This is a genomic window from Flammeovirga sp. AWQ4_249 (assembly GCF_056161045.1).
In genome coordinates this window covers 1-20652 of the sequence record NZ_JBSWYJ010000019.1, presented here as the reverse complement: position 1 = coordinate 20652, position 20652 = coordinate 1, and the positions used below count along the sequence as shown (strand labels likewise).

Below are 20652 nucleotides of genomic sequence, written 5' to 3'. Positions count from 1 at the left end.
ACTAAAGTCAAAAACCTATTAATTAACTTATTATTTACAATGAAAAAATACTTACTACTGTTGCTCAGCATACTATTGTTGCAAAGTAACTTATTAGCTCAAGAGAAGGTAGTAACTGGTACTGTAATAGACGTGACTGATGACTCTGTTCTTCCCGGTGTAAATGTCCTTGTGAAAGGTACAGCTACGGGTACGGTGACCGATCTTGATGGTAAATTCAAAATAACTTTAGAAGAAGGACAAAATTATTTGATTTTCTCTTTCATAGGATATGCTTCCAAAGAAGTTGATGTAACTACAGCAACTGATATAACAATAAAATTAGATGTAGATGCTGAAGAACTAGAAGAAGTAGTTGTAACGGCATTGGGTATCGAAAGATCAGAAAGATCCTTAGGATACGCTGTGCAAGAAGTTGATTCAGAAGCTTTAGGTTCAGCAGGTAATTCTTCCAACGTAATGAACTCACTTTCAGGTAAAGTGGCTGGTGTGCAAGTCGCTCCTGTTTCTGGTGGACCTGGTACAGGTTCACGTGTGGTGATTAGAGGTAATGCCAACCTAGCAGGTAATAACCAACCACTTTATGTTGTAGATGGTGTACCTATTGCGAATAATACATTAAAAGATGCTGGTGATAATTCTGATTCAGGTGATGTCAATACAGGTGATGGTTTATCTTCATTGAACCCTGATGATATAGAATCAATGTCTGTTTTAAAAGGTGGTGCAGCAACCGCTTTATATGGTTCAAGAGCAATTAATGGTGTAGTTTTAATTACAACAAAGTCTGGAACACAAGGTAAATCTTTAGGTATTGACTTTAATACAGGAGTTACATTTGATGCTTTAAATATTAGGCCTTCCGATCAGACTAAATATGCACAAGGTACTTTAGGGCAAGAACCTTCTAATTCCAAAGCACAAACTGCAATGTGGGGTCCAAAAATTATGGGGCAAACATCTTCTGCTTATTATGATGGACAAGAAAGAGTAGTACAAGCATATGATAACTACAGTAGTTTCTTTAAAACAGGACAGACTTGGAATACCAATGTGGCCTTAAATGGAGGAACAGAAAATACAACAGTTCGTTTTTCTTATTCAAATATGAATAACAAAGGACAAGTTGATAAAAGTACATACAAACGTAATACTTTCAACTTAAGAGGGAAAACAAAATTGGCCAATGAAAAATTAACATTGGATGCCAGAGCTACTTATATCAATCAGAATGCTTACAATAGGTTAGAAATGGGTAATTCTGTAAACAACTATATGTCAAACCTTTTGACCATGCCTAATACTATTGATCAAGCTTGGTTAGAAGATTACAAAGATCCTGATACGGGTCGACCGATCGGTTATGATGATAAAGAAACGAACCCTTATTGGACTATTAATGAAGTAGTCAATGAAGATGAACTAGATCGATTAGTGGGTATGATTAGTTTGACTTATGAATTCACTGATTATCTAAAATTAATGGCAAGAGGTGGAACAGACTACAGTAGTTTCTCACAAGATGTATTACAACCTTTATATACTCCATGGTATGAAAATGGAAGAGCATATGAAAGAAAGAGTATTGAAAGAGAAAACAATTATGATTTCCTTTTAATGTTCAATAAGCAATTTGGAAATTTTGATATCACGGCCAATTTTGGTGGATCATACATGTACCAAAGAAGAGAGTATTCTGATACGGGTTCTAGTGGGTTTAATTCAATTGACTTTCAAAATCCTTCAGCTGGTTCCGATAAATTCTTAGAATTTAGTACTTATGAAAGAGCTATTGCTTCATTTTATGGAACGGCCTCTTTCGGGTATAAAGGATTTTTATTTGTGGATGTTTCTGCTAGAAATGACTGGGCATCAACTTTACCAATTGATAATAATTCGTTCTTCTATCCATCAATTTCTGCATCATGGATTTTCTCTGATATGGATTGGGATACACCAGATTGGTTCTCTTTTGGTAAAATTAGAGCCAATGTAGCACAAGTAGGTGGTGATACAGATCCGTATAAATTAGCCCTTCAATATTCATTAGATGGTTGGGATCATAATGGTATTAATATAGGTAAAATTGAAGGAGGACAAATTCCAAATAAAACCTTAAAACCTTCAATTCAGACTTCTTATGAGATTGGTTTAGATTTAAGATTCTTTGAAGATCGATTTGGATTAGATGTCGCTTACTATAAAACATCAGCAGTAGATCAGATATTAGGTGTTGATATTTCTAAAGGATCAGGGTTTGAAAATGCATTAATTAATGCAGGACAAATTGACAACTCTGGCGTTGAGATCATGTTAAATTATACACCAATTCAAAAAGAGAACTTCACATGGTCATTTACATTTAATACTGCCTACAATGATAACAAGGTAGTTTCACTTACAGATGGAGTGGAATCATATCAATTGATGTCATTGGGTAGTGTCTCTGTACAAGCCATTCCTGGTGATGCCTATGGTGTTATTGTAGGTAAGAAATATTTAAGAGATGAAGCTACAGGAAAAATAGTGGTGGACGATCAAGGTAGACCACAAGCAATGGATGGAGTACATGAAATTGGAAATGGTGTTCAACCTTGGATGGCAGGGTGGAGAAATACTTTCAACTTCAGCAATTTTACATTTAGCTTCTTAATCGATGGTAAATTTGGAGGTGATATTTACTCTTCTACAGAATCTACAATGTTTAGCTTAGGTAAACATAAAGATACTTTAGTGGGTAGAGAAGAATATTATACTAATGGAAATGGATTTTGGAATCCAGGAAATTTAGTAAGTTCTGATGGTACACCTTTTACTCGAAATATTGACCCTGAACAATATTATGGTGCAGTTGCAGGTATTTCTGAAGAATTTGTTTACGATGCATCATTTATTAAGTTAAGAGAAGTTTCATTAACCTATAGATTCTCTGATAATTTAATTGGCAATACTCCTATTCGTAATTTATCACTTTCAGCCAATGCATTTAACTTAGTGTATTTATGGAAAAATACAGATAATATTGATCCAGAATCTTCATTTACAACAGGTAATGGTCAAGGTATTGAATACGCTAACTTGACGATTCCAAGAACATATGGATTTAAATTAAATGCTAACTTCTAAGACCAAACCAATAATGAAATTAAAAAATATACTCTTAGGTTCCTTATGTCTAGGAACTGCAATGATGGGTTGTACGGATAAGTTTGAAGAAATGAATACCAACCCATGGACAAGTAATGATTTAGATGTAAAACATGTATATACCTTTACACAATTAAAGATGTACTCTTCTGGTCATGAAGGATGGAGAGCCAATTTGATTATGTCTGGTCCATATGCTCAAAATTCTGCTAACCTTTATTCAACAGCAGGAGGTTTTGGTCTTTCAGATGGTTTTACCAATACAACTTGGGATCTGATCTTAGGTGATGTAGCCAGAAATATCGAAGATGTAAAGTCTAGACTAGAAGGCGAAGAAAATGTGGAAGGAAAACTAGCTCAGATTAGAATTGTAAGAGCCGTTAATTTCTTAAGATTAACTCAAATGTATGGAGATGTTCCTTACTTCGATGCTGGTAAAGGTTTTACGGATTTAAACTTTTATCCTGAATTAGATGCTCAACGTGATATTTTGATAGATCTTGCCAAAGAATTACAAGAAGCAAGAGATGCTATCGATGGATTAGCAGATGGAGATATTATTACTTATGATTTATACGATGCAGGAGTCTCTGGATCTGAAAAATACGTAAGATTAGCCAATTCTTTATTAATGAAAATTGGTTTAATGATGTCTGAAGGAGACCCAACTGAAGGTGCTAGAATCTTTAAACTTGGTTATGATACAGGTGAATACATTACAAATTGGAGTGAAGCTGTATATGTGAGGCATGTGTCTAATGGAGGACCTTGGGGAGAACATAACAATGGGGCAGGTATAGCTATAGAAGGACAAGTAGGTGGAGCCTCTTATGCTTATATGAGTGACTTAGCATTACAATTGATGCAAGGGAAACAAGATCCTAGATTATTTAGAATTACAAATCACCTTTTATATGAAGGTGGAATAATTACAGCTGTCTCAGATACTTCTTTATATGTTGATTTTGATCCTTTTGCACAGGCGGGTCTTGAAGGAACTTTTAATAGAGTGCATTATAGAGGTGTAAGATTAGGAGATAGATCTGATGGAAATAGAGGTATTTACTATAATAGTGAAACAGGAAAAGTAACACAGGCAGCTTATTGGGTTGGACAAAATGATGTTTACAGTGATTTTGCTGCAGGAGGTCAATTTGGACAATTGGCTGCAATTAGTCCTGCAACTTTTAATAGATATACTCCATCTATTGTTATAGGTGCGGATGAAGTTCAATTTATGATTGCGGAAGCAAACCTAAGAGGTTATGGAGTAGGTGATGCTGCAACTGCTTTTGAAAATGCTGTGACTTTCGCTTTTGAGAAATATGATGCGATTGGATTTCCTGGTCAAGATAATGAAATGAAGTACGTTGAATTATATAAACGCCAAACGAATGATACTTATGATCATTCATCTGCTAAAACGGTTTATATAACGCAAGCAATTTCTGATTTTAATGCAGCAAGTGATAAATTGGAAGTATTAGCTTATGAAAATTGGATTGCTTTCATCGGAGATGGTTATAATTCTTTTGCAAACTGGAATAGAACACATTTACCATCTGTAGTTGAATACCAATTAACTGATGCAGATAAAACATATAACCTACCCGTATTTAATATCGATCCTGTAATGAACCCAGGAGCAGTGCAATCTGGAGTTCAGTCAACAGAATTACACTCATTTGGTGTGACAAACGGAGTTAGACCATCAAGATTTCCTTATCCAGATAGAGAGTTAACAGTAAATCCAGTTAATGTTGGAGATGCTATCACTCGTCAGAGAGATGAGGCAGGAGAGGCTGCTTCTACCAACTTTATTGCAGTAAAACAATGGTTTAGTAAAAAGTAATCCTAGAGAATAATCAAATGAAAAATATACTATTTAGTTTAATATTTCTTTTGGGTGTCATAGGATGCTCAGAAGATGATGAAACCGTAAGTATTGATACTACATCAACTACTATCACTGGTGAAGATGATGGTATTAGAATAGAATCAGGAATATCTGGTACACAAGGGGCTTTTCAAGATGTTGGAATTAAATATTCTGCTCCAACTGGAGGAATACAAAGTCTAGTATTTGCAACAGATAGCTTAGATATAGATGACAATGGAACTATAGTTGAAATAAAGCCGTTTTCGATTGACTTTGCAGTTGCACCAATAACAGATGAAGAAAGATTGATTTTTGAAGCTTTTAATGTAGATGCTTCAAATGTTTTGAATGCGAGTGAATTTATTTTAACAGTCCCTGCTGATATTTTAAATATTCAACAAGTAGGAGAGAAAGAATTCAACTCATATGTTACTCAATCTGATAGTGACGATAGAGGTGATAAAGCATCTTTGAGGTTTACAATTAATACTGCAGTAAATCCACCTTTAATTTATTTCCAAAATGCAGCTGACTCAATCATAAGTTCAGCAGTTTATGGTATGACGCTAAATGAAACGATGACCTTAGTGTCTACTTCTAATATAGAAGATGGAATTGTAGTATTTGAGTTGACAACTATAGATATTAGTCAAGATACTGTTGTGACATTAATTCCTGTCACTGATGGTGCCATGGAAACAACAGATATTGTATTAACTGATGTAATGATATTACAAGGTAGAGTTGTCGATAGATTAGGTAATGAAGCAAGTACAACTTTAGAAATTGCTGAATTCTTAAGAGGAGCAAATACAGCGAATACTTTAGATTATACAGGACCATCTCAAAACGACGGAAACAATATTGATACGAATGCAGGTCTTGAATTTTCTGGTTATAAAAATAATAATGATGTAGCCTATTTTGTTCCTGCTGACGCAAATGACATGATGGTTGAGATATCAAGTGAAACGTATAATACTTATTTAGGATTAGCGATTTCTAATGGTGTAGAAAAACAATTTGTGTTTGATTCTGTAAGCCAATCTTATAGTGATGGCGAACAGGTATCTACTTCTACTATAAATGATGGGGAGAGCAAATATTATATTATTCAAAAGGATGAGAAAGAATATTCAATCCTTGAAGTAAGTAGAATAGCAGGTACATCACAAGCAAATATTAATTACTTCTTATCAAGTGAAAGAGAAGTCCCTTTTGATCATTAAAACTTAATATATAAAACAACCATGCCTCTAGTTTAAAGCTAGAGGCATTTTTATAAATAATCATTTATGCATATTCTTTCTTTATTTCTCTAATATTTACATTAGTTATCAATTTAGCGCGTGTTTTTGCATGTTTTGGTGCGTGGTTGTTTCTGTTTTTTTCTATTTTTGCTGTAGAAGTAACACTTTATTTCCCCGTACTATATAAATAACTTAAATTTATTAACCGTGTCATTCTCACATTACATCAAAAAGTCTTTAAAAGTAGTAGCTGTAGCTCAGCTTTTATTAGTGTCTGCTTGTAAAGAAGACTTGCCGAAACAGGCAGAAATAGCCAATCTAGTAGATTATGTGGATCCATTTATAGGAACTGGCGAGCATGGTCATACTTTTCCTGGGGCGACAATTCCTTATGGAGGTGTACAATGTAGCCCTGTAAATGGTGTAAGTGGATGGGATTGGGTAAGTGGTTATCATATCTCTGATTCTCTGATGATAGGATTTGGCCATTTACATTTAAGTGGTACGGGTATCGGTGATTTAAATGATCTGATTGTTATGCCTACTGCGAAAGCATACGATTTGGATGCAAAAACGCAAGATAGAGCAAAGCTTCCTTATACAGAACGATATTCACATGATACTGAGGTGGCAAAGCCTGGATATTATGCAGTAACACTAGAAAATAGTGGTATTCGTGCAGAAGTAACTACAGGAACAAGAGTAGGTTATCACCGTTGGACGTATCCCCAAAATACTGAAAAGCCTTCTATGATAATTAATCTTGGTTTTGCTATTAATTGGGATGGTGTAGTGAAGTCATCATTAATCCAAATTGATGATAAAACGATACAAGGAGAAAGGTTATCTGGTGGTTGGGCGGCTGACCAAAGAGTATTCTTTGAAATGAAGTTTTCAGAACCTATTGAATCCTTAAAAATCGATAAGAAAGGAGAACGTCTTGTTGCTCAAGTATTCTTTAAGGGTGTTAATCCACAAAATCAAGTGACGGCTGCAATGGGTATTTCATCGGCGACCTTAGAAGGGGCTCATGTTGCAATAGAACAAGAAGCCAATGGATATGATTTTGATTTGAAAAAACAAATAGCGAGTGATATCTGGGAAAAAGCTTTAAGTCATATTAAGGTGACAACCAAGGACGAAAAAGCAAGAGAGATTTTCTATACTGCATTATATCATTCGAAGATTGCTCCAGTAACACATTCAGATGCACAAGGGAATTACAAGGGTGCAGATAATAAAATACATCATGCGGATGGATTTAAATATTACAGTACCTTCTCACTTTGGGATACATTTAGAGCGGTTCATCCATTGTCTACAATTATCAATTCTGAGAAAAGAAATGCTGATTTTATTAATTCAATGTTAGCTCATTTTGATGAAACAGGAAAACTTCCTGTGTGGGCTTTGGCAGGGAATGAAACAAACTGTATGACAGGTTATCATGCAATGCCTGTTTTAGCAGATGCTGTATTAAAAGGAATTGATAATATTGATCCAAAACGTGTTTACAATGCCATGGTAGCCACTTCTATGCAAGATGAAAGAGATCTTAGTGCGTACAAGTTGTATGGATTTATTCCTTCTGATAAAGGAAATGAATCAGTGACAAAAACATTAGAATATGCCTATGATGATTGGTGTATTGCTCAGGTAGCTAAAGTAGTTGGAGATGAAGCGGGATATGTAAAATACATGAAACGATCAGAGGCATTCAAACCTTTATTTGACCCAGCGACCGAGTTTATGAGAGGAAGAATGACAAATGGTACTTTCCGATTGCCTTTTGACCCAGCTGAATCTAATCATAGAGAAAATACAGATTATACAGAAGGTAATGCGTATCAACATAGTTGGTTTGTATTACAAGATATACAGGGGTTGATTGATTTATATCCCTCAAAGGAAGCGTTTGTAAAGAAATTAGATGAATTGTTTACTGCTTCATCAGAATTAAAGGGTGAAAATGTATCTCCTGATATTTCGGGTTTAATTGGTCAATACGCCCATGGAAATGAACCTAGCCATCATATCGCTTATTTATATGATTACGCAGGTCAACCTTGGAAAACACAAGAAAAAATACGTGAAATTTTAGAGACACAATACGATAATACACCAGAAGGAATTAGTGGTAATGAAGATTGTGGTCAAATGTCTGCATGGTATGTTTTCAGTAGTTTAGGTTTTTACCCTGTAAACCCTGCACAAGGAATTTATGTTTTTGGTAGCCCTATTTTTGAAGAAGCAGTGATCACACCTTCAAGTGGAAAACAATTTAAAGTATTAGCAAAAAATGTCTCAAAAGAGAACAAATACATCAATAAAATTATATTGAACGGCAAGACAATAGACCGTCTTTATATTACACATAAAGAGATAATGAATGGAGGTGAATTGATTTTTGAAATGTCAAATACACCTAATAAAAAACTAGGCACGACGGAAACTATTCCAATGAAGACCTTTCAATAGCAAGAACAAAGCAACGAAAAAATAAAGGAAAAGAAAAACGATTCAATACCCTTTTCCAATGATGATATAAATATGAAAACAACATTAGAAATTTGTTCTTATACAGTAGATTCAGCCATTAATGCACAAAATGGAGGAGCAGATCGTGTAGAACTATGTGGTGGACGATTAGAAGGAGGGACGTCACCAAGTGAAGGAATGATGAAATTGGTTAGGAAGTATGTGGATATTGATATTTATCCAATCATTCGCCCGAGAGGTGGTGATTTCTTCTTTACGGATTTAGAATTTGAAGAGATGTTGGAAGACGTAAAAGCAGCCAAAAGAATAGGTATGAACGGTGTCGTAATTGGTGCTTTAACAGCGGATGCTGAAATAGATATTGAACGATGTAAGCCATTGATAGAAGCTGCAAAACCTATGGGAGTAACATTCCATAGAGCTTTTGATATGGCAAAAAATACCCAAAAAGCTCTGGAAGATTTAATTGCTCTAGGTGTGGATAGGGTATTGACTTCAGGTCAAAAAATGACAGCCCCTGAGGGTATGGAAGTACTAAAAGAACTGGTAGAACAAGCCAATGGTCGAATAGAAATAATGGCTGGAAGTGGTGTTTTACCTTCTAATGTAAAAGAAATAATTGAAAAGACAGGTGTCACAGCGGTTCATTCATCTGCATCAAAAACAGTAGATAGCCTGATGACTTTTCAAAATGATGGAGTTGCCATGAGTAAAGAAAGTACGGGGTCTGAATATTTGAGATCTATTACTAGTGAAGAAATTGTGGCTGAATTAAAAAAAGAAATATCAAAATAAACAAGCAATGAAACAGCATTTAATTCAACTTTTAGCATTAGCCGTATTAGCGGTAAGTTGTGGTCCTAAAGAGATTCCAGCAATTGGAGATAAAGAGTATCATGTTTTTGATCACCAACATCTTTACTTTGATCCTGATTTAACAAAAGATGGTATTAAAGTCAGTGATTCTGAACCTTTTTATATAGAATCAGGAAGAATCATGCTGAGGAAAATTTCCATTCCAAAATTCAATCGTGAGACAAAAGTATCAATTGTTGTAGAGGAAACTTCAGCAGGAGACCGTTGGGATAAGGCAGGGTCTGTTTTTGTGATGCCCGCTAAAGGTGTGAATATGTTGACAGTTGCACAAGGTGATTTCAAATTAGCACACACAGATGATGCAGATGCTACAGATAATTTTCCTGGGATGATTGCTGAAGGCGAATATAAACCTGCTGTAGAATTGATGCGTTTTATGACTCCTTTTGGAGTGGGTTTTTACTCTGAAAGAGATACTTCAAAATACCCGAATAGAATGCCAGTTTATATAGATGGATGGGCTGATAAGGCAATGTGGGAACAAGATATTACACATTTATTACCCTTATTAGAAGGAGAAGTTTATGTTGGTGTTCATATTGATACTTGGACGAAAGAAGGGTATAAAGTGGATGTGAAATTACGTTTTGATGAATCGGAGAATGCGTATGATCCTGCTAAGAAACGTTGGGTAGCTCCTGTTTTAAATTCAGTAAGATATATTCCTCCTCAAAGAGGTTGTGATAAATTCCAAAGAGCTGATATTGGTACTTCTGTAGAAATTCCTGAAAATTCTAAGTATGTAAATTTAGCTTACATCACCACAGGACATGGAGGCCATAGTGGGGGAGATGAATTTGTTCCAACTGAAAATATCATCAAATTAGATGGTGAAGAAATGTACAAGTTTACGCCTTGGAGAACAGATTGTGCATCCTTCAGAAGATTCAATCCTACATCAGGTGTATGGTTGAAGAAAAGAAAAGTAGATTATATCGATTGGGAAGCAGAAGCCTATAGAACTAAAGAGCTAGAAGAACCTGAAGCATCTTCTGATTTATCAAGATCAAATTGGTGCCCCGGTTCTGATGTTCCTCCTGTAATCGTCCCAATGAAAAATATTTCTGGAAAACATGAAATCACTGTGAGCATGCCAACGGCTCAGAAATTAAAAGAAAAGGAGCAAAACTTCTGGTTTGTTTCTACTTACTTATTCGGTGAATTAAAATAAAATATAGAAAGCTCAAGGGTTAATAATTACACTTGAGCTTTTCTTCCTTAACTGAAATAACATGAGAAAATTAATTTACTACTTCATTTACGCTTTATTACTCTTGGTTTTTGGTTGTTCTACAGATTGGAGTTCAACTGATCAACTTAAAAAATCTTATACTATTCACGAAGGTTGGACCTTCAAACAAGTAAGCCAAGATAAATGGTATCCAGCAACAGTTCCTGGAGTAGTACATACTGACTTATTCGACAACAAACTTATCGAAGATCCATTTTATAGACAAAATGAAAAGGATTTACAATGGATTGAAGAAGAAGATTGGGTATATAAAACTACGTTTGATGCTCCTGTTTCAGTGATGGAAGGACATCAATTTGCTTTAAAGTTTGATGGATTAGATACCTATGCTGATGTCGTTTTAAATGGAGAAAAAATCCTTTCAGCTGACAATATGTTTGTCGGATATGAAAAAGAAGTAACATCATTATTAAAAGAAAAAGGGAATGAACTCAAAGTTTATTTTCATTCCCCAATAAAAATTGCAAAGCCCATGCGTGAAAAAGCAGGCTTTGAATACCCTGCTGACAACGATGCTCGAAAAGAAAAATTTAGTATTTATTCCCGCAAAGCACCTTATTCATTTGGATGGGATTGGGGCCCAAGGTTTGTTACTTCAGGCATTTGGAGACCTATCAAACTTGTCGTTTGGAATACTGCAAAAATTGATGATGTTTATATCGTACAGAAAACACTAACAGAAAATTTAGCCTATTTACATGCGACGATTACAATCAAATCTGATACAGTTGGAGAAGCTAAAATTCGATTAAATAATAGCTCTAATACATTTTCTTCAGAAGAGAAAAAGGTGGTCTTAAATAAAGGGATAAATGTAGTAGAACTTGATGCAGAAATTTCTAATCCTGAATTATGGTGGCCAAATGGTCTAGGTGAACAAACAAGATATGAAATTACAGCACAATTGAATGTTGATGGGGAATATGTCGACCAATTGAGTCATAAAATTGGCTTAAGAACTGTTGAAGTAATCAATGAACCAGATAGTATTGGCGAATCATTTTTCGTGAAAGTAAATGGAAAGCCTGTCTTTATGAAAGGAGCGAATTATATTCCTCAAGACAGTTTCTTACCTTCAGTGACGAAAGATCGATATGATTGGATGATTGAAAGCATGGTCAAAGCACACATGAATATGGTGCGTGTTTGGGGTGGAGGTATCTACGAAAGTGATTATTTCTATGAGCAATGTGATGAAAATGGATTATTAGTATGGCAAGACTTTATGTTTGCTTGTACGATGTATCCTGGTGATAAAGATTTTATAAGAAGAGTAAAAGAGGAAGCTGAATATAATATTAAAAGAATCAGAAACCGTCCTTCAACTGCTTTGTGGTGTGGAAACAACGAAATAGGCGTTGCTTGGGACAATTGGGGATGGCAGACTTCCTATGGATGGTCTCAAGAAGTACAAGATCAGTTACAAGAAGATTATCATCGATTGTTTAAAGAAGTACTTCCAGAAATGGTAGCAACTTACGATAAAGGGCGTTTTTATTTCCCTTCATCTCCAATTTCAAATTGGGGTAATTTGGAAGATTTTACAAAAGGCGATAATCATTTTTGGGGTGTTTGGCATGGCAAATATCCATTTGAAAGTTTCAAAGAGTATGTTCCTAGATTTATGAGTGAATATGGTTTTCAATCTTTCCCTTCATTCAAGTCAATTCAACGCTTTACTATAGAAGAAGATTGGGGCTTAGAAACGGATGTGATGAATACTCATCAGAAAAGTTATACAGGCAATGGTCTGATCAAAGTATACATGGAAAGAGATTTTAAGGTCCCTGAAAACTTTGAAGATTTTGTATATGTAGGCCAATTACTACAAGCTGATGGTATGCGACAAGGCTTTGAAATTCATAGAAGAAGAATGCCTTATTGTATGGGGACGCTTTATTGGCAATTGGATGATTGTTGGCCTGCTGCTTCGTGGTCATCCATAGATTATTATGGAGAATGGAAAGCGTTACACTATGCAGCAGAGAGAGCCTTTGCTCCCTTACTTATTTCTACGGATATAGAAAATGAACAGTTAAAAGTTTGGATGGTCAATGATACATGGGAAGAAATAGACACTAATTTAATTGTGCAATGGAAAACATTTTCAGGAAAAAAATTAGCTGAAAAAGAATTCTCTGCAACAATAAGTGGTAATACTTCTGAAGTTGTTTTAGAAGTCAGTTTAGATGATCTAATCGATAAGAAAACATCTGAAGAAGAAAGAAAAAGTATGTATTTAGCTTTATCTTCTATAAATGAAAATGGTGTAGAAGTGGCTCATAAATTTACATTTTTAACAAAACCGAAAGACCAAAAATTACCAAAAGTAAATCTAGACACAAAAGTGATTTCAGAAGGTGGGAAAACGTTTGTGATGATAAAAACCAATGCTTTTGCTGAAAGTGTAGCACTCTCTTTAAAAGGAGATGCTATGGCGCATTTTACAGACAACTATTTTCATTTAGAACCTAATCAAGAAAAGAAAATAGCTGTGGAAAGAACAACTTTAAGTGCTACAGAATTAGAAAAATTATTAGAAGTGAAATGTTTAAATAATCTCCAGTAATCTCTGTTCAAACAGTTTATTTATGGAGTAAAAATACTATCAATGATCATGAAACGTAGAGACTTTATCAAAACAACAGGATTATTTACAACGGCAATGAGTATGAGTTCAGGGAGTATTGCAAATGAACTATTTAAAGATAAATTCACATCACAACGACCACCTGTTGCTGAACGGAAATTTACTTCAGAAGCAGTGGAAAAAGTGATCAAACAAGTAGCCAAAAAAATAGGTGATGATGAACTAAGATGGATGTTCGTCAATTGTTACCCTAATACTTTAGATACAACCGTTGAGTTTACAATGAACGGAGATCGACCGGATACTTTTGTAATTACGGGGGATATTCCTGCAATGTGGTTAAGGGATTCTACTGCACAAGTTTGGCCTTACCTTCCTCTAGCAAATGATGATGATAATTTAAAGATGATGATTAAAGGTTTAGTAAACAGACAGGCAGCTTGTGTGTTACTAGATCCATATGCAAATGCTTTTGAGAAAGATGCTACTGTAAAATCACACTGGGCTGATACTGATATCACTGATATGAAGCCTGGAACACATGAAAGAAAGTGGGAGATCGATTCTCTTTGTTATGCAGTTCGTTTGGCTAATGGCTATTGGAAGAAAACTGGAGATGCTTCTATTTTTGATGCCACATGGCAGAAATCAGCAAAACTGATTCTTCAAACCTTTAAGGAGCAACAAAGAAAAGATGGTGTTGGCCCATATACTTTTTCAAGAGTTACACAGAAATATGAAGATACTATGGCGAATTGGGGTGCTGGAGCATCTATGAAACCTTGTGGATTGATTGTATCTTCTTTCCGTCCTTCAGATGATTCTTCGTTATTACCATTCTTGATCCCATCTAATCTTTTTGCAGTTGCGTCATTAAGACAAATGGGAGATATTTATGAAAATGTAGTAAAAGATAAAGCTTTTGCACAAGAATGTACCGCTTTGGCAGATGAGGTAGAAGCGGCATTGAAAAAATTAGCAACAAAAGATCACCTTGAATTTGGTGAAATTTTAGCTTTTGAAGTTGACGGTTATGGCAATCAGTATTTTATGGATGACGCCAATGTACCAAGTTTACTTTCTATGCCTTATTTAGATTGTATGGATGCTGATGATCCATTGTACCAAAGAACGCGTCAATTTGTTTGGTCAGAATGGAATCCTTACTTCTTTAAAGGAAAATATGAAGGAATTGGAGGTCCTCATGTAGGCTTAGATTATGTTTGGCCTATGTCTATCATTCAAAAAGGATTAACATCCAATGACCCAAAAGAATTGAAATGGTGTTTAGATCAATTAAAAGCAACTCATGCAGGAACGGGCTTCATGCATGAATCTTTCCATAAAGATAATCCAGAGAAATTTACGCGTTCATGGTTTGCTTGGACCAATACTTTGTTTGGTGAGTTAGTTTATAAAGTATATCAAACGCATCCTGATTTATTAAAATAAAAGTAATAAGCAGAACAAAAATCTGTGAGGTTGCAAAGAAAATAAATAAATTGAAGAAGGAACTTGAGAACGGTTCCTTCTTACTATTATTGAACATAAAATGAAGTTCAGATTTACAACATTTATAAGTGTACTATTACTTTTTGCATTCAATGCATTGGGACAAAAATACCCCACACCAGAGAGTTATTTATGTTATAAATCTTCAACAAAAATTAATGTTGATGGCATTATTGACGAATCAGATTGGAGTGAAACAAAATGGTCTCATGATTTTGTTGATATTGAAGGTGATAAGCAACCAAAACCTACTCATCGTACTAGGATGAAGATGCTATGGGATAAAGATTATTTATATGTAGCTGCAGAGTTAATTGAACCTCAACTTTGGAGTACGATTACAGAAAGAGATGCTATCATTTATCAGGACAATGATTTTGAAGTATTTTTTAATCCTGTTCCAACATCACATATGTATTATGAGTTTGAAATGAACTTACTCAATACTGTTTGGGATTTAATACTAACAAAACCTTATCGAGATGGTGGAAAATATATGAACTCTTGGCATATAGAAGGATTGAAATCAGCAGTGAAAATGTATGGGACATTAAATGATCCTTCCGATGAGGATGAAAAATGGACGTTGGAGATTGCATTTCCATGGAAAGTTTTAAGTCAAGAAAGTCCTTATACAATTACTCCAAGAGAAGGAGTTCGTTGGAGAATTAATTTTTCAAGAGTGAACTGGGATTTGGAAAATCATAATGGGAATTATGTGAAACAAAAAGATGCAAAAACAGGAAAAGTAAATCCAGAACATAATTGGGTTTGGTCTCCACAAGGGAAGATTTCTATGCATATGCCTGAACAATGGGGTTATTTACAATTCACAGAAACTGTTGTAGGAAAAGAGGTAAATATTGATGTTTCTGAAACAGAAGGAGAGAGACTTCATCGTCAATTATATACAATTTATTATGCACAAAAGAGCTATTACCGAAAGCATAAAAAATACGCCAATAGTTTAAGCCAATTAGGTTGGGACACTGAAATGAAGTACAATGGACAAATTGTTTCACCCCAATTAATGATGACAGCAAAAGGATACGATATAGAATTAAAACTTCCTCAAGAACAGAAAATATATATCTTACGACAAGATAGCTCAACAGATATAATTGAAATGAAATAAGAGACCAATACATAAAATGGATAAAAGAGAATTTTTAAAAATAGCTGGTTTAGCCACAGCGGGTGCTGTATTGGGGTTGCCTGTACTAGCAAAAGGAAAAAAACTGCCAACAAAATGGATGTGGTTACATGCTCATGATGATTGGACGGATGCTCAATGGGATGAAAAACTAGATCTAATAAAAGATGCAGGTATAGAAGGAGTACTACTGGGAGGTAATGAAGCTACTTTCAAAAGAATGTATCCATTGCTTAAGTCAAGAAATATTGAAATGCATGCGTGGATGTGGACATTAAACCGTCCAGGGGATGAAGTAGCTAAAAAACACCCAGAATGGTATGCTGTAAGTGGCGATGGTCGTTCTTGTAGTACATATCATCCTTATGTAGATTATTATCAATGGGTTTGTCCATCAAAAGATGAAGTACAACAACACATCATCAATCAAGCAGTTTCTTTAGCTAAAGTAGAGGGTGTGATGGGTGTACATTTAGATTATGTTAGGTATTCAGATGTAATTTTGGCTTCATCATTACAACCTCTCTATGGTATTGTTCAAGATAAAGAATACCCTGAATGGGATTTCTGCTATTGCGAAACTTGCCGTACTAAATTCAAAGAAGAATCGGGTATTGATATTAAAGAATTAAAAGACCCTACAGTTTCCGAAGAATGGCGTCAATATAGATATGATTCTGTAATTCGTTTAGTGAATAAAATCTATGACGCAGTACATAAAGAAGGAAAAATGCTTTCTGCAGCGGTATTCCCTTATCCTGATTTGGCTAGAAAAATCTGTCGTCAATCTTGGGATAATTTCAAATTGGACATGGTCTTTCCGATGGTTTATAACAACTTTTACGAGGAGCCCATCGAATGGGTGAAATTTGCCACAGAACAGGGAGTGAAAGATGTAAAAGGAAAATTTAAAGAACCAATATTTACAGGACTATTCACACCTGCATTGCCAAAAGAAGAAGATATGTTGAAAGCCATTAAGATGGCCAAAAAAGGAGGAGCAAAAGGCTTTTCAATTTTTGATCTTGGCGGAATGAAACAACCACATTGGGATGCATTGAAAAAAGTATAAATTGATAATTAAGGTATAGTTTCAATAGATACTATACCTTTTATACCTCTTTTCAAAACTAAAACACACAATCATTTTATTTAAATCAAACTACATATATCGATAGAAAAAGGAATCATTCTTATAACTAAACTTAAATCATCTAACTGACTGATAAAATAGTTTAAATTTGTTATCAATGTTGAATAGGCAATTGTAATACGCATTTTCTATCGGAAATTGAAGAAAACTTCGAATCAGAGATTTATGAAAAAAATATCCTTATTATTACTACTGAATATAGCTTGGGTTAGTGGACTATTTGCTCAAGATAAGTCTGTCAATGTAATGACTTTTAATATACGAATGAATACACCCTCTGATGGTGAAAATGCATGGCCTAACCGAAAAACTTGGGTAGGTGATGTGATCAAATTTAATCAAGTAGATATTCTCGGTTGTCAAGAAGTTTTACAAGGTCAATTAGAAGATTTAGAAAAAGAGTTACCACACATGGATTATGTAGGTGTGGGTAGGGATGATGGAAAACAAGGAGGGGAGTATTCTCCAATTTTTTATAATAGAAATGAATTTAAAGTATTAGGTTCTGGTACTTTTTGGTTATCAACCACTCCTGAGAAACCGAGTCAAGGTTGGGATGCAGCATTACCAAGAATTTGTACTTGGATAAAACTTAAGCATAAGCATTCTAAAAGAACAATGATCGTGATGAATACACATTATGATCATGTGGGAAAAGAAGCAGTCATTGAGTCTTCAAAACTCATCGCAAAGAAAGCACAGGAATTTTCAGAAAATGGTAAGATACCTGTGATTTTAATGGGTGATTTAAATTCAACACCTAATTCAACTGCACTAACGGAATTAAAACATGTTTTTCAAGATACTAGAGCCTTAAGTTTGACAACGCCGATGGGGCCAATTGGTACTTGGGAAGCCTTTGATTATAATGCTAAATTAGATACTCAGATTGACTTTATTATGACTTATGGTTATTTTAAAGTAATGAGATATGCACATATTAGTGAAGCAAGAGACCAAAAATTCCCTTCGGATCACTTACCTGTATTTGTGGAAATTCAATAACAATTAAATAAATGAATAAATTAAGAGTAATTCTTATTACAATAACTGCTATCTGTTTTTTCGGATCTTGTACACCATCGTATTTAACTTCAACATCACCCAATGAGTCTTTAATTCTAGAATTTGACTTAGATAAAGAAGGAAAACCATGGTATCAGGTTACGTTAAATGGATCTCCTATTATTCTTAAGTCCTACTTAGGGTTTGAACTAAAAGAACAAGCACCTTTGAAAGGAAATTTTGAAGTAGTGAAAGAACTTCGAAATACCATGAATCAAACATGGGATCAGCCTTGGGGTGAGAATAAAAAAGTACTTGATCATCATAATGAATTGACAGTTTTTCTTCAAGAAAAAGATGGTTTGAAAAGAAAGATGAATATCATTTTCAGAATATTCAATGATGGTGTTGGTTTTAGATATGAAATTCCAGAGCAATCTAATTTAAAAGAGTTTGTAATCATGGATGAAAAAACCGAATTCACTCTGGATGAAAACCATGATACATGGTGGATTTGGGCTGATTATAATACATATGAAAAGTTATACAATCATACAAAGGTAGATTCAGCTACTTGGGTTGCAACACCTGTTACTTTTAAATCAAAGGACAATATCTACATCAGTTTGCATGAGGCGGCTTTAACAGATTATGCTGGTATGACGTTAAAACTGGATGATAATAAGAAATTTACTTACGAATCTGCATTAACTCCTTGGGCGAATGGTGATAAAGTGAGAACAAAAGCACCGATGAAAACACCTTGGAGAACGATTCAAGTAGGACAAAAAGCAGCAGACCTAGTCAACTCTAATTTAATTGTCAACTTGAATGAACCTTCAAAAATAGAAGATACCTCATGGATCAAACCTATGCAATACCTAGGTATTTGGTGGGAGTTTCATTTAGGAACTAAAGAATGGAAAGAAGGACCTAGACAAGGTGCAACAACAGTGTCTGCAGAAAAATACATAGATTTTGCAGCAGAAAATAATATCGGAGGTGTCGTAGTCGAAGGTTGGAATGCAGGTTGGGATAAATGGGGACAAAAAGATGCTTTTGATCACATTACACCAGCAAAAGGTTATGACTTAGAAAAAGTAGCAAAATATGCTGAAGAGAAAGGTGTATCCTTAATCATGCATAATGAAACTGGTGGTGATATTCCAGCTTATGAGAAATACATGAATCAAGCTTTTACATTATATCAAAAATTAGGTATTCATGCTTTAAAAACTGGTTATGCTGGCGGTATTTATCCAAGAGGAGAACATCATCATGGTCAATTTATGGTCAATCATTATAGAAAAGTCGTGGAGTTGGCCGCAAAATATCAAATTATGTTGGATGCACATGAACCCATAAAACCTACGGGTATTCGACGTACATGGCCTAACATGATGACAAGGGAAGGTGTACGAGGCATGGAATGGAACGGTTGGAGTGATGGAAACCCTCCGAATCATACTGTTACAATTCCTTTTACTAGGATGTTGGGTGGCCCAGTAGATTATACACCTGGAATCTTTGATGTTCAGTACGAAAATAGCCCAAACCGTGTCGCTTGGAATACAACAGCTAAAGTCATGAACGAAGCGAGAGTACATACAACGCTTGCGAAACAATTAGCTTTATCAATTATTTTGTATAGTCCATTGCAAATGGCATCTGATGTTGTAGAAAATTACCAAAAAGAGATGGAAGCATTCCAATTTTTATCTTCTTCTACAGCAGATTGGGATCAAAGTAAAATGATAGCTGGAGAAATTGGACAATATGCTATTACAGCTAGAAGACATGGTCAGGAATGGTTTGTTGGGGCAGCAACTGACGAAAAGGGTAGAGCTGTGAGTGTCTCATTAGATTTCTTAGAACCAAATAAAGTTTATAAGGCTACAATCTATGCAGATGCACCAGGTACAACCTATTTACAAGAACCTACGAAATTTGCTATCTCAGAAAAAAATGTGACAGCAAAGGAAAATTTATTAATTCAAATGAATGCGGGAGGTGGAAGTGCAATTCACTTTGAAATATTGAATTAAATCTATTGCATAAAGAGATAAAAAAAGAGGTCCTCCATTGGAAGACCTCTTTCTGTATAACTAACTACTGTCTATACTACTTTTTATCATTCTATCTACATTATAATAAACGGTGATAGTCGTCACTAAAATATATACAATTCGTCTATAAGCTATCAAAATTTGACTATGTAAATTATTGATAAATAGAGATGTATATAAAAAAAGAGGTCCTCCATTGGAAGACCTCTTTCTGTATAACTAACTACTGTCTATACTACTTTTTATCATTCTATCTACACTATAATAAAC

The 20652-nt window shown here is 34.8% G+C and carries 12 protein-coding genes; all 12 read left to right on the top strand.

Translation table 11 applies throughout. From position 1 onward, the window contains the following. Positions 1 to 39: 39 nt before the first annotated feature. The 12 genes from ACXAHM_RS14685 (at position 40) to ACXAHM_RS14630 (ending at position 20361) form a co-directional block, all read left to right on the top strand. A complete protein-coding gene (locus ACXAHM_RS14685) occupies positions 40 to 3126 on the top strand; it encodes a SusC/RagA family TonB-linked outer membrane protein (RefSeq protein ID WP_474961208.1) in 3087 nt (1028 codons plus the stop codon). 13 nt (positions 3127 to 3139) lie between these two features. Continuing rightward, positions 3140 to 4999 (top strand): SusD/RagB family nutrient-binding outer membrane lipoprotein, encoded by a 1860-nt coding sequence (locus ACXAHM_RS14680; protein WP_474961207.1) that lies wholly within the window; start codon positions 3140 to 3142, stop codon positions 4997 to 4999. Positions 5000 to 5016: 17 nt separating this feature from the next. Continuing rightward, entirely contained in the window at positions 5017 to 6255 is a 1239-nt protein-coding gene (locus ACXAHM_RS14675) for a hypothetical protein (RefSeq protein ID WP_474961206.1), read from the top strand. 228 nt (positions 6256 to 6483) lie between these two features. Next, entirely contained in the window at positions 6484 to 8754 is a 2271-nt protein-coding gene (locus tag ACXAHM_RS14670) for a GH92 family glycosyl hydrolase (RefSeq protein WP_474961205.1), read from the top strand. A 72-nt stretch (positions 8755 to 8826) separates the two neighbouring features. Further along, positions 8827 to 9570, top strand: coding sequence for a copper homeostasis protein CutC (locus tag ACXAHM_RS14665; RefSeq protein WP_474961204.1), 744 nt, complete (start codon positions 8827 to 8829; stop codon positions 9568 to 9570). 7 nt (positions 9571 to 9577) lie between these two features. After that, a complete protein-coding gene (locus ACXAHM_RS14660) occupies positions 9578 to 10822 on the top strand; it encodes a PNGase F N-terminal domain-containing protein (protein WP_474961203.1) in 1245 nt (414 codons plus the stop codon). A 61-nt stretch (positions 10823 to 10883) separates the two neighbouring features. Next, positions 10884 to 13472 carry a beta-mannosidase gene (locus ACXAHM_RS14655; protein ID WP_474961202.1) on the top strand — a complete coding sequence of 863 codons (2589 nt, stop codon included), beginning with the start codon at positions 10884 to 10886 and terminating at the stop codon, positions 13470 to 13472. A gap of 48 nt (positions 13473 to 13520) precedes the next feature. Next, the gene (locus tag ACXAHM_RS14650; protein ID WP_474961201.1) at positions 13521 to 14945 is read left to right on the top strand and encodes a glycoside hydrolase family 125 protein; all 1425 of its coding nucleotides are present in this window, start codon (positions 13521 to 13523) and stop codon (positions 14943 to 14945) included. Between the two features lie 100 nt (positions 14946 to 15045). Continuing rightward, positions 15046 to 16140, top strand: a complete 1095-nt coding sequence (locus ACXAHM_RS14645) for a carbohydrate-binding family 9-like protein (RefSeq protein WP_474961200.1) — start codon at positions 15046 to 15048, stop codon at positions 16138 to 16140. Positions 16141 to 16156: 16 nt separating this feature from the next. Beyond that, positions 16157 to 17230 carry a glycoside hydrolase family protein gene (locus ACXAHM_RS14640; protein ID WP_474961199.1) on the top strand — a complete coding sequence of 358 codons (1074 nt, stop codon included), beginning with the start codon at positions 16157 to 16159 and terminating at the stop codon, positions 17228 to 17230. Between the two features lie 246 nt (positions 17231 to 17476). After that, on the top strand, positions 17477 to 18316 hold the full coding sequence (locus ACXAHM_RS14635) for an endonuclease/exonuclease/phosphatase family protein (RefSeq protein WP_474961198.1): 840 nt from the start codon (positions 17477 to 17479) through the stop codon (positions 18314 to 18316). A gap of 11 nt (positions 18317 to 18327) precedes the next feature. After that, positions 18328 to 20361, top strand: a complete 2034-nt coding sequence (locus ACXAHM_RS14630; protein ID WP_474961197.1) for a glycoside hydrolase family 97 protein — start codon at positions 18328 to 18330, stop codon at positions 20359 to 20361. The last annotated feature ends 291 nt before the right edge of the window (positions 20362 to 20652 follow it).